Origin of the sequence: Micromonospora sp. NPDC007230, from assembly GCF_042869115.1 — a bacterium.
Taxonomy (GTDB): Bacteria; Actinomycetota; Actinomycetes; order Mycobacteriales; family Micromonosporaceae; genus Micromonospora.
The window spans coordinates 214,015-227,543 of the sequence record NZ_JBIAFE010000002.1; the positions used below are offsets into that span (position 1 = coordinate 214,015).

At 69.6% G+C, this 13,529-nt stretch carries 11 protein-coding genes; 8 read left to right on the plus strand and 3 right to left on the minus strand.

What is annotated here, in order from left to right; translation table 11 throughout:
• Positions 1 to 549 precede the first annotated feature (549 nt).
• The 3 genes from ACFYML_RS04015 (at position 550) to ACFYML_RS04025 (ending at position 2,690) form a co-directional block, all read left to right on the plus strand.
• Complete coding sequence (locus tag ACFYML_RS04015; RefSeq protein WP_387419179.1) at positions 550 to 939, plus strand: MmcQ/YjbR family DNA-binding protein; 390 nt, start codon at positions 550 to 552, stop codon at positions 937 to 939.
• A gap of 55 nt (positions 940 to 994) precedes the next feature.
• Entirely contained in the window at positions 995 to 1,438 is a 444-nt protein-coding gene (locus ACFYML_RS04020) for an MmcQ/YjbR family DNA-binding protein (protein WP_387419181.1), read from the plus strand.
• Between the two features lie 226 nt (positions 1,439 to 1,664).
• Complete coding sequence (locus ACFYML_RS04025; protein ID WP_387419182.1) at positions 1,665 to 2,690, plus strand: alpha/beta hydrolase; 1,026 nt, start codon at positions 1,665 to 1,667, stop codon at positions 2,688 to 2,690.
• Between the two features lie 75 nt (positions 2,691 to 2,765).
• Here the strand turns inward: ACFYML_RS04025 and ACFYML_RS04030 are convergent, their stop codons facing one another.
• Positions 2,766 to 5,411 carry a M36 family metallopeptidase gene (locus ACFYML_RS04030; RefSeq protein ID WP_387419183.1) on the minus strand — a complete coding sequence of 882 codons (2,646 nt, stop codon included), beginning with the start codon at positions 5,409 to 5,411 and terminating at the stop codon, positions 2,766 to 2,768.
• 624 nt (positions 5,412 to 6,035) lie between these two features.
• On the opposite strand from ACFYML_RS04030, the gene ACFYML_RS04035 reads away from it, so the two are divergent.
• Together ACFYML_RS04035 and ACFYML_RS04040 are read left to right on the plus strand one after the other, a co-directional pair.
• The gene (locus tag ACFYML_RS04035) at positions 6,036 to 7,751 is read left to right on the plus strand and encodes an LVIVD repeat-containing protein (RefSeq protein ID WP_387419184.1); all 1,716 of its coding nucleotides are present in this window, start codon (positions 6,036 to 6,038) and stop codon (positions 7,749 to 7,751) included.
• Positions 7,752 to 8,022: 271 nt separating this feature from the next.
• Entirely contained in the window at positions 8,023 to 8,697 is a 675-nt protein-coding gene (locus ACFYML_RS04040; RefSeq protein WP_387419185.1) for a DUF305 domain-containing protein, read from the plus strand.
• A gap of 112 nt (positions 8,698 to 8,809) precedes the next feature.
• Here the strand turns inward: ACFYML_RS04040 and ACFYML_RS04045 are convergent, their stop codons facing one another.
• Positions 8,810 to 9,604: a S1 family peptidase gene (locus tag ACFYML_RS04045; RefSeq protein ID WP_387419186.1), complete on the minus strand. Its 795-nt coding sequence runs from the start codon at positions 9,602 to 9,604 to the stop codon at positions 8,810 to 8,812.
• A gap of 79 nt (positions 9,605 to 9,683) precedes the next feature.
• Here ACFYML_RS04045 and ACFYML_RS04050 point away from each other — a divergent pair, with 79 nt between their 5' ends.
• Complete coding sequence (locus ACFYML_RS04050; protein WP_387419187.1) at positions 9,684 to 10,340, plus strand: LysR substrate-binding domain-containing protein; 657 nt, start codon at positions 9,684 to 9,686, stop codon at positions 10,338 to 10,340.
• A gap of 270 nt (positions 10,341 to 10,610) precedes the next feature.
• On the opposite strand, the gene ACFYML_RS04055 is transcribed toward ACFYML_RS04050, so the two are convergent.
• Positions 10,611 to 11,759, minus strand: a complete 1,149-nt coding sequence (locus ACFYML_RS04055; protein WP_387419188.1) for an RNA-guided endonuclease InsQ/TnpB family protein — start codon at positions 11,757 to 11,759, stop codon at positions 10,611 to 10,613.
• Between the two features lie 23 nt (positions 11,760 to 11,782).
• Here ACFYML_RS04055 and tnpA point away from each other — a divergent pair, with 23 nt between their 5' ends.
• Together tnpA and ACFYML_RS04065 are read left to right on the plus strand one after the other, a co-directional pair.
• The gene (gene tnpA / locus ACFYML_RS04060) at positions 11,783 to 12,214 is read left to right on the plus strand and encodes an IS200/IS605 family transposase (protein ID WP_387419189.1); all 432 of its coding nucleotides are present in this window, start codon (positions 11,783 to 11,785) and stop codon (positions 12,212 to 12,214) included.
• Between the two features lie 49 nt (positions 12,215 to 12,263).
• Complete coding sequence (locus ACFYML_RS04065) at positions 12,264 to 13,463, plus strand: MFS transporter (protein ID WP_387419190.1); 1,200 nt, start codon at positions 12,264 to 12,266, stop codon at positions 13,461 to 13,463.
• The last annotated feature ends 66 nt before the right edge of the window (positions 13,464 to 13,529 follow it).

A 13,529-nucleotide genomic window follows, 5' to 3' on the forward strand; every position in this document is an offset into this window, starting at 1 on the left:
GCGTGATGGCCTTTCGTGCAGGCAGAGAGGATGCGCGGAGCGGGATGGCGGATTCAGGCGCTGGGCAACCGGCTAGCACCGGGGCCGCCCTGTGTGGTGTGCCCCGGGGAGAGCCGGCAGAGATCAGAAGCTGGCAGCCGCCGGGCGACGGGCGCGGCGGCTGCCGCTCGCGCGGGAACCGGCGGAACCGACTGCGCGAGCGGGTTCCTGGCTAGGCGATCAGCGCGGACACAGCGCGCTGCAGGTGCGCTGATGGTCGACGTAGCGCCGCGCGACCAGGGAAGTCACGGTGTGCTTCCCGGTCACCTGGTGGCTGCTACGGATCATGGTCAGGAAGTTATCCCATAGAGTTAGTAGGAAACAAATCCCGCTCGCATCCTGAGACACGGGAAACTCCAGGTAACCGGTCCCGCCACTGAGCCCCGCCTCAGCCGGACAGCTCCCCGCATCCGCGAGCCCACACCGCCGACGCACCACCAGATCCCGCATCCCCCGCCGCCCGGCCACGCTCTCGTAAGCTGGAGCCACCCGATCCGACCGGGAGGTACCGTGGCCATCGACGAGGAAAGCATGCTCGATGAGATCCGCCGGATCTGCTCGGCCTTCCCGAGCGTGACCGAGCGCCCCAGCCACGGCGCGCCGACCTGGTTCATCCGCGACAAGAAGTCCTTCGTCATGCTGTGGGCGGACGGGCACCACCACAACGTCTTCCCCCACCTGTGGTGCGCCGCGCCGCCCGGCGCCCAACAGGAACTCATGGCCGCCAACCCGCAGGTCTACTTCCGGCCGCCCTATGTGGGCCACCGCGGCTGGATCGGGGTGCGGCTGGACCAGGACGTGGACTGGGCTGAGGTGGCGGAGGCCTGCGAGGAGGCGTACCGGGCGACAGCGCCCAAGCGACTGCTCGCCGAGCTGGGCAATCGCCCGGCGACGGGCTAGCGACGCCGGACGGCTCGCGGCGGGAATGTCGGAGGGTGCCGTTACCGTTTCCCCCGTGACCAGCCCTGGCGACGTACCGTCCGAACTCCTCGACCGGCTGCGGCCCATCTGTCTCGCGCTGCCGCAGGCCTACGAGGAGCCGGCCTGGGTGGGCGTGCGCTGGCGCGTCCGCCAGCGCACCTTCGCCCACGTGCTCACCGTCGACCCCGACCACCAGATGGCCTACGCCCGAGCGGCTGGCACCGACGAGCCCGTCTGCGTCCTGACCTTCCGGTCGCCGGTCGACGAGGTGCACGCCCTCGTCGCCCAAGGCGACCCGTTCTTCAAGCCCGACTGGGGCGCCGACGTCCTCGGCATGGTCGTCGAGGAGGCGACCGACTGGGACGAGGTCGGCGAGTTGCTCACCGAGAGCTACTGCCTGCTGGCCCCCAAGAAACTGGTGGCCCAGGTGGCCGTTCCGGCCGAACAGCCGGCTCCCGGCCGACCCGCTCGCGCCTGACCGAGGCGCCCGGCGATCACCCATCCCGCGGTACGCCCGAGCGGGTCTCCCCCAGTTCTCCACGGCCACTCGTCGCGCGAGACCGGCCGGTCACCGCTCGCGCCTGCTCCCTGACCGCTCGTCCGCGGTGAACTCCTTCGCCCCACGCCATCGACAGGCAACGATCAGGACCGTTCCGCATCGAGCAGGAACGTACGCGGACCTGCCATGGTCAGGAGGACAAGAAATGAAGAGATCATCGGCTCTCGGCATCGCTGTCGCGGTCGGGCTCGCGTTCGCCGGGCTGTCCGTGCCGGCAAACCCGGCGGTCGCGGCGGCGACACCCGGCGTCGCCGCCCCTGCCCAGGCCTCCGACGGCGCGTACGTGGCGCAGGAGACGATCGTCGGCCCGCGCCTGGTCGATCTCACGATCCAGTCGCCGGCGCTCGGCCGGGCCGCCACCGTGCGCCTGCTGACGCCGGACGGCTGGGAGCAACGGGCGCGCGGGGACCACTGGCCCGTGCTCTACCTCTTGCACGGCTGCTGCGACTCGTATGTCAGTTGGACCCGCTCCACGGATGTCGCCAGCATCCCCGAGCTCAGGGACGTCCTCGTCGTGATGCCGGAAGCCGGTGCCGCCGGCTGGTACAGCGACTGGTGGAACGGTGGCCATGGCGGCGCCCCGGCGTGGGAGACCTTCCACCTGAGCGAGGTGCGCCAGATCATCGAGCGCGGCTACGGGGCGGGCCCGAAGCGGGTGGTGGCGGGCCTGTCGATGGGCGGCTTCGGGGCGATGTCCTACGCCGCCCGCAACCCGGGCATGTTCCGGGCGGCGGCGTCCTTCAGCGGCGTCGTGCACCCGTTGCGCGACGTGTCGTTCTGGCTGCCGTTCTTCGCGCGCACCGGGCTGGACCCGTACGCGCTCTGGGGCGACCCGGTGGCGCAGCGGGACATCTGGCAGGACCATGACCCGTACTACCTGGCCAAACGGCTGCGGCACACGGCGCTCTTCGTGGCCACCGGCGACGGCACCGCGGGCGGGCCGTTCGACGCGCCGGGGCGGACCGACGGCCTGGAGGCGCTGATCCACCAGGAGAACGTCGACTTCGTCGAGCAGCTGCGCGAGCAGGGTGTCTCCGTCACGACCGACTTCTACGGTCCCGGCAGCCACAGCTGGCCGTACTGGCAGCGGGAGCTGCACCGGTCGCTCCCGATGCTGCTCGCCGCGTTGGAGACGGGGCGCGGCGTGCTGACCCATGCCCCTCAGCACTGAGGCCGGTCGGCCTGCAACGGCCGGAGGGAGCGTTCCGATCGGAACGCTCCCTCCGGTTTCAGGGGGTGTTACGGGTTAGCTGGTGAACTTGAAGTAGGCGCGGTACTGGAAGCCGTTGTCGAGGGTCAGGACGAACTCGCGGCAGGTGCCGGCCCAGGACGGGTCGGTCTTCCACGGGTAGTTGTACTGACCGGGCGTGCTGACCGACAGCGAGGATCCGCCGGGGTTGCGGGCCGCGACCGGGGTCGGCCGCGGGGTGGTCGCCCCGCTCGGGTTGACGGTCTTGAGGGTGTCGCAGTCGACCAGCCGCGAGTACGGCGAGCCGCTGGCGAGGATGTTCAGGCCCCGGTCGGCGGCGAGCTTGAACTTCATCGGTGCCGCGTCACCGGCGACGACGGTGTTCAGCGCCGGCTGCGCCGAGCGGCCGACGAAGTCACCGCGGCAGGACGGGTGGGTGTCGAACGCCTCGGTGTTGTCGTCCCGGGCGGTCGTGCCCTGCACCGCGCTGTAGCCGAGACCACGGCGGGCGAAGGAGCCCCAGAGGATGCAGGCGTTCTCCCCGCCGGTGAGGGCGGCGTCGGCGGCGATGATCGCGTTACGGCCGGTCACGAAGCCCGGGCCGCAACCCTGCATCTTCAGCCCGTCGATGACCAGCTGCAGCGCCAGGTTGTTACCGCCGGTGTTCCACCCGTCGTAGATGTTCGGGTTGAACCCGTGGCGGTCGATCAGGTTCCAGGTCATGTCCCACAGGACGGAGGTCCAGCCGTGGCCGATGCCGTGCGGCGCGGCCAGGGAGGTGCCGTTGAGCCAGCCGCCGGTCTTGATGCTGTCGTAGGTGAACGGCTGGATGTCCATGTTCCGCGAGTACGGCCGCGGCCGGATGCCGCCGCCGTGCCGGTCGTCCTGGAACAGCACGTACGGGCCCATGCCGCGCTGCCCGTCGGCCGTGTCGAACTTCGGGTCGAGCAGCATGGTGAGCGCGACGTAATCGCTCCAGCCCTCGCCCATCTGCTCGTTGCCGCTGAGGCAGTTGACGGTCGGGCCACCGGTGAGCCGGTTGGAGATGCCGTGGGTGTACTCGTGGATGATGACACCGGCGTCGAGGTCGCCGTCCCGGATGCCCGGGTGGTTCGGGTGCATACGCACCGAACCGGTGGCGGTGCCGGCGGCGATGGCGGCCTTGATGGTGGCGCCGTCGGCCTGGGTCACGGCGACCGCCGGGATGGTGACGGGCGCGGTCGTCATGGCGCCGGTGAGCACCGGCGCGGTACCCGTCGCGTTGTGGGCGACGACGACCGCCTTGGCTCCGGCGGCCTGGGCGACCTGGGCGCGCTGGAGGTAGGTGCAGGCGGTGGTGCCGCCGTCGACCACGCTGATCCAGCCGCCGGAAGGCAGCGTGGCGGGGTACGCCGCGGCGGTGCAGCCGGTGCCGGCGTAGACGAGCTGGTGCCCGGCCAGGCCGGCCTTGGTGGGCGCCGGCGTGAACCGCGACCACGACGCGTCGAACGAGCCCACGCCGTCCACGACGACCTGGTTCGGGCTGCCGAACTGGGTGCCCGGCCACAGGTACATCTGCATCCGCGGCGTGCCCACGCCGTCCACCGGCGGGGTGGAGAAGTTCGCGTTGTTGGTGCCGCCGCCGTCGGCCGCCTCGGCCCGGACGTAGTCGCCGCCCGCGCCGCCCCGGCCGTAGTTGTTGTCCTGGAAGTTCCCCGACGCCTCGTCGAAGCCGTAGCGGTGGGTGACGTCGTGGATGATGTTGTTCCAGTAGAAGAGGTTGGCGGTCGCCGCGTCCCGATAGTTCTGCGCGTGCCCGCCCAGGTCCATCGGGAAGTCGAAGTTCAGGTTCGCCCCGCCGTCCGGGCTGCTGCCGACGTCCGGCGCGTTGTTGTTGTCCTGGTCCTGGTAGGCGTGGACGTTGTTGCCCTGGGTGGTGGTGTGCTCGGCGCCGGCGGCGCCGTTGGTGTCGTGCCAGCCGTGCGGGGACGCGTCCCCGTCCGCCGGGTTGGTCACCAGGGTCCGCGGGCCGTCGTTCGGGCTCTCCTTCGGGGCGTTGAACACCCGGTAGCTCGATCCGTCCTGGACGGGGTTCGGCGAGCTGGGGTTCGCGGCGCTGAGCGGCGGCGCCGACGTCGCGGTGCGACCCAGGTTGCCGGCGATCTCCGCCGTGTCCTCGTGGGTGGTCCAATCCTCGGCGTTGAGCAGCTTGCCGGTCTGGGCGTCGACGCTGGCGTTCCACAGGTGGGTGTCGGAGGAGTCGTCGATGACGAGTTGCCAGGCCAGACGCAGCCCGTCGTCGGTCGGCTGCCAGCCCAGTTTGGCCGGGATGGGCTGGTCGGAGATGCCGCTGCCGGACACCACCGTGCGCTGCGCCGCGCCATCGCTGCGGCTCATCACCTTCGGGTTGGCCGGGTCGGCCAGATCGAGGCCGTCGGCGGCGGCCTGCACGGCCTCGACCGCGTCCAGGGAGGCGGTGCCGGAGGCCTTGTCCGACAGGCCGGACACCAGAGTGCCGGCGCCACCCACGAAGATGACACTGCCGTCCCGGGCGATGTTCACCGTCGTCATGGCCCCGAACACGTCGAGGTCCTTGTACCGCTGGGCCAGGTTGATGTGGGTGACCCCGTTGTGGCGGCTGGTGGAGCTCGACGCCACCGCGAGGTCGGACAGGTCTCCGGCGGCGACCTTGAAGTCGCCGGGATGAGCCCGCAGATAGGACATGGCGATGTCCTTCGCCGCGCCTTCGTTCGGGCCGGTCAGGAAGATCGGATTCTTCGGACCAGGCCCATCGGGCTCAGCCCAAGCCGGTCCCGCGGTCAACGACGTCGTAGCCGCGACCAGGGTCGTGGACAGCAACAACGCGGCGTTGCGACGACCACGGGACGGACGCCAATGCAGAGGCACCGCTGCTCCTTTCGGGGGTTGGAAAAGACAGCACGGAGCGCCGATCCACCACCGCCACCGGGCGGCCCGCCACGCCCATCCGCAGCGCTCGCCCGGCGTTCACGTTCAGTAACCAGACCCGTGCGAGGTGAATTGCATCGACGCTACGGTGCCCTTTGCGGCCGATCATCCGACGAGTGGCGAAATATTGGACCGGCGGGTCCTACGCCTGTCGTGACCTGCAGGATCACGCGAAGGTAAAGACTCGAAGTCGTGGGCGCAAATATGCCCATACCTCGCGCGGGCTCCTTGACCAACGACTGATCGACGGTACGGTCCTTACTCACACGACGCGTCCTCCCAGCATATGGACGTCGCGCGTCAGGTCCTTCGATCGGAAGGCGGCACATGACACACCAACCAACTACTAGATCACGCAGAGGCCGGCAGGCGCTCGGCCTCATGGCCGCGGGGCTGCTCATGGCGGCCTCGGTGCCCGGCACGGCGTCGGCAGCGGAGCCCGATCCGCGCGTCGGCCTCGGCGCCGGCTGGCTCGACGCGCAGTCGGCGATCAGCAACCTGGAGCACGTCGCGCACCGCGACAAGCCGGCGGGCTTCGTCGACCCGGCGAACCCGGGTAACGGCGGGTTCTACAACTCGGACCTCGCCTTCAGCGGCAAGTACGCGTTGTCGGGCAACTACAACGGGTTCAACATCATCGACGTCTCCAAGCCCACCGACCCGACCGTGGTCACCAGCGTGGTGTGCCCCGGCGGGCAGGGCGACCTCTCCGCCTACGGCAACCTGGTCTTCATGTCGGTGGAGGAGTCGCGCGGGCGGGTCGACTGCGGCACCAACGCCAGCGTCGGCACCCGGTTCCAGGGCGTTCGGATCTTCGACATCAGCGACGTGCGCAACCCGGTGCAGGTCGCGGGCGTTCAGCTCTGCCGCGGCTCGCACACGCACACCGTGGTGACCGACCCCAAGGACCCCAACAACATCTACATCTACGTCTCCGGCACCACCTCGGTGCGGCCGGCGACGACGATGGAGGGGTGCAACAACAACGCCGCGGACGGTGAGAACCCGTCGCGGTGGCGGATCGACGTCATCAAGGTGCCGCTCGCGGCGCCTCAGCAGGCCGCCGTCGTGAACCAGCCGCGGCTGTTCCAGGACCCGCAGACGGGCCGGATCGACGGCCTGCAGAACGGGCCGCAGACGCCTCGGCACCCGTCCGGCAGCACCTGGTCGCCGTCGCCGAACACCAACGCCTGCCACGACATCACCGCGTACCCGGAGATCGGGCTGGCCGCCGGCGCCTGCCAGGGCAACGGCATCCTGATCGACATCTCGGACCCGGCGAACCCCCGCCGGATCGATGAGGTGTCCGACCCGAACTTCGCGTACTGGCACTCGGCGACGTTCAACAACGACGGCACCAAGGTGATCTTCACCGACGAGTGGGGTGGCGGTAGCGGTGCCCGCTGCCGCGACACCGACCTGCCGGAGTGGGGCGCCAACGCCATCTTCGACATCGTCGACAAGAAGATGAAGTTCGCCAGCTACTACAAGCTGCCGGTTCCGCAGACGCTGCAGGAGAACTGCGTCGCGCACAACGGGTCGCTGATCCCGGTGCCGGGTCGCGACATCATGATGCAGGCCTGGTACCAGGGCGGCATCTCGGTGTTCGACTTCACCGACTCGAAGAACCCGCACGAGATCGCGTTCTTCGACCGGGGTCCGGTCAACCCGAACTCGCTCGTGCTCGGTGGGTTCTGGTCGGCGTACTGGTACAACGGCAACCTCTACGGCAACGAGATCGCCCGCGGCTTCGACGCGTTCAAGCTGACCCCCAGCCAGCACCTGTCGAAGGCGGAGATCCAGGCGGCCTCCGAGGTGCAGCTCGGCCAGTTCAACGCCCAGGGCCAGCCGAAGGTCAGCTGGACGCCGAGCTTCGCGGTCGCCCGCGCGCACTACGACCAGCTCGTCCGTGCCGAGGCCCTCGGTCACCCGCTGAAGTCCCAGGTCGACATGTTCCTCCAGCGGGCCGAGCGGTTCTCCGCCAACGGCCAGCGGGACGCCGCGGTGTCCCAGCTGCAGGAGATCGCCGGCAAGCTGACCGCTTCGGACCAGCAGAAGCTGAAGCAGGCGATCCTGGACCTGGCGGGCTCGCTCTGACCGGTCCCTGACGGAAGGGCACCTCGGCTCGAAGCCTTCGAGCCGAGGTGCCCTTCACGGTCGTGCATCGACGGCACGCTGGAGGCGCACACCAGCCATCCCAGCTCCGATGTCTCGACCCACCCCCGGCCGTGGAAAGCGCCTCCCAGCGTCACTCGCAATGATCGGCCCTTGGTACAGGTAGCCGTTTCGTGATCTGGTGAGGGCGACCGACATGAGGCACCATGGCCTTCACTTATGCGCAGCTCAAGCCCGGATTGGTACGTGAATCATGCACCTCTCTCGTCGCGTGGTCATCTCCGCCGTGGTCGCCACGGTCGTCGTCGGCTCGGGGGTGGGTGTCGCCCTCTGGGCGAACGGCGATGATCCGGGCTACCGTCCGCCGAGCGCGCACGTGGTGCAGCCCGGGGCACCGGGCCAACCGGGCAAGCCGCTGTCCGGGACCGACCTGTCACAGGTCTCGCCGCCGGGATTCACCGCGGCGGACAGCCTCTTCATCCAGGGGATGATCCCGCACCACGCACAGGCCCTGGAGATGACCGCCCTCCTGCAGGGACGCACCACCAACCCGGACGTGACCCTGCTCGCCAAGCGGATCGACGTGTCGCAGACGGACGAGATCGCGCGGATGCAGCGGTGGCTCACGGAGCGGAACGTCCCGAGCACGGGGCCGAACGGAGGTCACGCCGGGCACGACAAGCTCATGCCGGGGATGCTCACCGCCGAGCAGCTCAACCAGCTCAAGCAGGCGCGCGGCGCGGAGTTCGACCGGCTCTTCCTCACCTTCATGATCCGCCACCACCAGGGCGCGTTGGCGATGGTGGAGGAGCTCTACGCGACCGGCGGTGGGCTCGAGCCGGCGAGCGACCAGTTCGCCCGTGAGGTCAACGCCGACCAGAGCATCGAGATTCAACGGATGCAGGAGATGCTGGCCAAGATGGGCTGATATCGCGGCGACCTGGCTGGCGGGCATCCGCCGGCTGCCCCTGGTCGCCGCCTCGCGCCGAAAGACGGCGGCCCGGCTGGTCACCAGCCGGGCCGCCGATCGGGTCGTACGGTCAACCGCCGAGGCTCGCGGCGGCCGAGGCGATCGCCGAGGCGAAGTAGCTCACCTGGGTGTAGACACCCGGGTAGTTGGGCCGGGCACAGCCGTTGCCCCAGCTGACGATGCCGACCTGGATCCAGGCGTTGCTGGCGTCACGACGGAACATCGGGCCGCCCGAGTCGCCCTGACAGGTGTCCACACCGCCGCTCGCATAGCCGGCGCAGATCTCCTCGGCGGCGATGATCTGGCCGCCGTAGTAGGAGTTGCAGGTGGAGTCGCTGACGAATGGGACGGTCGCCTTGAGCAGGTACCGCTGCTGCGGGCCACCCTCGTACGCGGCGCCCCAGCCGGCGACCGTGAAGGTGCCGTTGTCGTACGCGGTGGTGTTGGCGATCTTCAGCGTGCTCAGCGAGGTCACCGGCGTGGCCAGCCGGATCAGGGCCCAGTCCTTACCGTTGCCGTTGTAGCCCGGAGCCCGGTAGACGTAGTTCGACCTGACGGTGATCCGGCTGGACGACTGGAGGTCGACCACGCCGAGCGTCGCGGTGATGCTGGTGTTGGTGCCCGTGGCACCGACGCAGTGCGCGGCGGTGAGCACCAGCCGCGGGCTGTAGAGGGCGCCGCCGCAGCCCATCGAGAGCCGCACCATGAACGGGAACTCGCCCTGGGCGGCCCGGGTGCCGCCGACGACGTACGGCGAGACGGTGCCGTCGGACGCGGCGGCGGGTGCCGCGAGAGTGAGGCTGCCTGCGGTCACCGCGGCGAGCGCGGCGGCCAGCAGGCCGGTGAGGGTGCGCCAGCGAACCATGTGTTCCTCCGCATCAGGACTGGCACGCCTCGTGAGCGCACCTGATTCGAGATTGCGGACATCATATTGAGATCAATGGATGAGCCGCGACATACCCTCTGGGTCCTATCCGCGCGTTATGGAACCAGGTCCGCCCCGGCGCCGTCCGGTCGACGGGTCAGGCACCGGCTGCGACGGCCACCCCGAGGCACAACAACGTCACCCCGGTGACGGCCTGCATCATGCGCCGGAACTGCGGCCTGGTCAGACTGACCTCACGCCGCCGCCCACCGTCCGTGCGCACCGGCTGCAGACCGACCCGCTCGCCCTCAGCCTGCCCGACGACCACCCGCTCATCCGCCGCCAACGGAAACCGTCCGGGCTGCGGCTGGAGCAACTTCGCGATCAACCGTGGATCGTCATCATCGCCGGCCGCGCCGCCCGCCAACAGTTCGACCAGGCCGCCGCCGAAGCGGGCTTCACCCCACGGGTACAGTTCGAGACGGAGAATTACAACGTCGCCCAGTCCCTCGTAGGCACCGGCATCGGCGTCGCCATGCTCTCCCGACTGACGATCGCCCCCACACCCGGCGCCGTCCACCGCGAGCTGATCCGCCCGCGCCTGCACCGCCAGATCTACGCCGTCACCGCGGCCGACACCACCCTGACCACGCTCGCGGCGCGTCTCACCACCCTGCTGACCGAGGTCAGCGCAGAGCTCGCCAGAACGTGGGCAGCACACCCGGTGGCCGACTGATCCGCGCCGGCCTCCGGGCACCCGGCCTTCTGCCCACAGCCGATTTCCTGGTACGAGGGCCCTGTGTCGGGTCAGGTAGCGACATGCCGCCCGACACCATGCCGCCCCGGCTTCTCCCGTCCTCGCCGTACTGGCCGGTGCTCAGCCATCCCCTGCTGCGCCGCGTCCTGCCCGGACTGGCGGTGTCCGCCCTCGGCGACGGCATGTCAGTCAGCTTCTCGGCCCTGAAGGGCCGAGCTTGCAGATCGTGCTCGATGCTGGCTGCATCGGTCACGCCGCGTTTGGCAGGCTGACTGCTGCCCAGTCCGTAGCACCGCGGGTGGCGATGTTGCGGGCTGCGTTCACGTCGGCGTGCTCAGCGAAGCCGCACGACGTGCATCGGAAGGTGGACTGGTTGGGCCGGTTGGCCTTGGCGATGTGCCCGCAGGCGGAGCAGCCCTGCGAGGTGTACGCCGGATCGACGTAGACGGTCGCCACTCCGGCGCGTGTCGCTTTGTAGGCGATGAACTGGCCGAGTTGGTGGAACGCCCACGTGTGCAGGGTGACCCGCTGGGGCCGTCGGAGCCGTACCCGGTCGCGGATGCCCGTGAGGTTCTCCAGGGCAATCCCGCGGCCGGTGCGTTCGGCCTCGGTCACGATCTGCTTGGCAATGCGATGGTTGGTGTCAGCCGCGAACCGGGCCTCCTTACGCCGGCGGACCTTCAGCAGCCGCTTGGCCGATTTGGTGCCGATCCGCTGGAGTTTGGCCCGCAGCCGCTGGTGGCGATGCCTGACCCGGTTGAGGCCCTTGCCGCTGTGTCGGGTGCCGTCGTTGGTGGTGGCGATGTTCGCGACGCCCAGGTCAACGCCGAGAAACCCGTCAGGCTCCTTCACCTCGACGTCGGGAATGTCGCAGGTGGCGTACAGGAACCACTTGCCGTCACGGTGCACCAGGTCGGACTCGCCCTTGCGGTGGGCGGCCAGCGTGGCGTACTGCTGCTCAGAGCAGCCGAAGCGGATGCCGGCCTGCCGCCCCGCGATGGTCCAGATCGACACCGTACGAGTCTGCATCTGCCAGGACAAGCAGCGGTCGTCGAACGGCTGCGCGGCATCCCGACGGAACCCGACCGGCTTCGCCTCGGCGTTGCGGCGGCGTTTCGACCCGGGCTTGCCGAGGTTACCGGCACGGATGTTGGCCTTCAGGGTGGCGTACGCGCCAGCGACCTTGCGGGCGACATGGATCGCAGGCTGAGCCGACAACCCCATCGCCTTCAACCGGCCGTAGGTGAGCCGCTGCAACGACTGCTTGCCGAACACCCGCGCCCGATACGCCTCACCGGAAACCACATTTGCGGCCTCGTTGCACAGGCTCAGCGTGTCCCGCAACGCCGCCTCCTGGCCGGCGTCGGGGAACAGCCGCACCTGCACGACCAGCTTCACGTCCACAGTATACCGTCTGGCCTATGTCACCCCGATGGACCCCAGACCCGAATGTTCGCCGTGGCCGGACTGTCGTGTACAACCTGCACGTACATCTTGTCTTCGTCACCAGGTCCCGGCGGGACGTGCTCAACGACGCCATGCTCACCCGTTGCGGGCAGATCATGGCTGACGTGTGCGCCAAGCTCGGCGCGGAACTGCGGGAGTTCAACGGCGACGACGACCACGTCCACCTCCTCGTCCACTACCCACCGAAACTACCGATCTCAACCCTGGTCAACCGGCTCAAAGGCGTCTCCACGCACTACCTGCGGCAGGAATTCACCGACCAGATCAACCCGCACATCACCCACGGCCACCTGTGGTCACCGTCGTACTTCGCCGGATCATGTGGCGGGGCACCCCTCACCGTCATCCACGAGTACATCGAAAACCAGAAGCGTCCAAGCTCGTGACGCGATTCCTCCCGGCCCTGAAGGGACCGGAATTCCTCGCTAGCCCACGTTGATCGCGGTGACCTGGTTGGCGATCCAACTCGCGCCGCCCGGGCAGCGCGGGACCTGGGTAGCGGTCGCGGTGGCGGCCTACACCCTGCCCAGCGCGGCCGGAACCGTGATCTTCGGCCGGCTGCTGGGCGGCCGAAACGGCGCCCAGCTCGCCGGCTGGGACGCGATCCTGCGCGCCGCCGCACTGGCGGCCATCCCCGCCGCCCACCTGGTCGGGGTGCTCAGCATCGGGTGGTACGTGATGCTGCTCGCCGCGTCGTCGCTGCTGCACTCGTGGGGCTCCGCCGGGCGCTTCACCCTGATCGCCGAACTGCTCCCCCGACGGCACCACCTGCCCGCCAACGCGGTGCTCTCGATCATCGGCCAGGTCGCCACCATCGCCGGGCCGCCACTGGCGGCCATCCTCATCAGCTGGGCCGGCCCGGTGTGGGTCATCGCCATCGACGCGGTCAGCTTCGCCGTCCTGGCCCTCACGTACCGCCTCGCGATTCCGGCCAGCGGCAGAACACGGCCGGCCGACGATGGTTTGTCGCGCACCGCCGGGTTCGCCGTCCGCCGCGACCGGACGTTGCTCGGGCTGCTGACCCTGACCTTCGGGTTCTTCTTCCTCTTCGGGCCGTTCTACGTGGCCATGCCGATCCATGTCGTGGAGGATCTGCACGCCGCCGCACCGACGCTCGGGATCTACTACACCGCGTTCGGGGTCGGTGCCCTCGTCGGCGGGCTCGCCACCGGGTACCTGCACCGCTGGTCGTTGTGGCCCACCACGGTCGGCATCGTCATCGGCTTCGGCGCCGCCATGCTGCCCCTCGGCCTGAACACGCCGATCGGCCTGTCGCTTCCGGCCTTCGCCCTCGCCGGCCTGATCTGGGCTCCGTACCGGTCCACGTCGATGGCGCTGTTCCAGCGCAGCACCACCACGACCACACTCCCGCAGGTCCTGGCGGCCAACGGCGCCGTCACCGTCCTGGCGGTGCCGCTGGGCACCATGCTCGGCGGCCCGCTGACGACCGCCTTCGGAGCCCGGCAGACCCTGCTCGTGTGCGCCGTGACGACCATCGCCCTCGGCGTCGTCGCCGCGGGGCTCACCATCCGGGCCCGCACTCCGCGCCCACCTGGCGGCGATCCGCCCTCGGCAGGCTCCCCGGGTGGCGCCGCTCGTGACGGCGCCACCCGGGGCGCGGAGACCCGCTACTGAGCCCAGCCGTAATAGCCCCGACGCTCGGCGGGGATGCCGTGGCGTGGTTCGGTGAGCTGCCTGGCC

Excerpts from the sequence above, each read along its gene's own strand:
- ACFYML_RS04025 (WP_387419182.1), top strand. The coding sequence starts at position 1,665 with ATGAAGAGATCATCGGCTCTCGGCATCGCTGTCGCGGTCGGGCTCGCG.
- ACFYML_RS04030 (WP_387419183.1), bottom strand. The coding sequence starts at position 5,411 with ATGTCCTATCTGCGGGCTCATCCCGGCGACTTCAAGGTCGCCGCCGGA.
- ACFYML_RS04035 (WP_387419184.1), top strand. The coding sequence starts at position 6,036 with ATGGCCGCGGGGCTGCTCATGGCGGCCTCGGTGCCCGGCACGGCGTCG.
- ACFYML_RS04040 (WP_387419185.1), top strand. The coding sequence starts at position 8,023 with ATGCACCTCTCTCGTCGCGTGGTCATCTCCGCCGTGGTCGCCACGGTC.
- ACFYML_RS04045 (WP_387419186.1), bottom strand. The coding sequence starts at position 9,604 with ATGGTTCGCTGGCGCACCCTCACCGGCCTGCTGGCCGCCGCGCTCGCC.
- ACFYML_RS04050 (WP_387419187.1), top strand. The coding sequence starts at position 9,684 with ATGAGCCGCGACATACCCTCTGGGTCCTATCCGCGCGTTATGGAACCA.
- tnpA (WP_387419189.1), top strand. The coding sequence starts at position 11,783 with ATGTCACCCCGATGGACCCCAGACCCGAATGTTCGCCGTGGCCGGACT.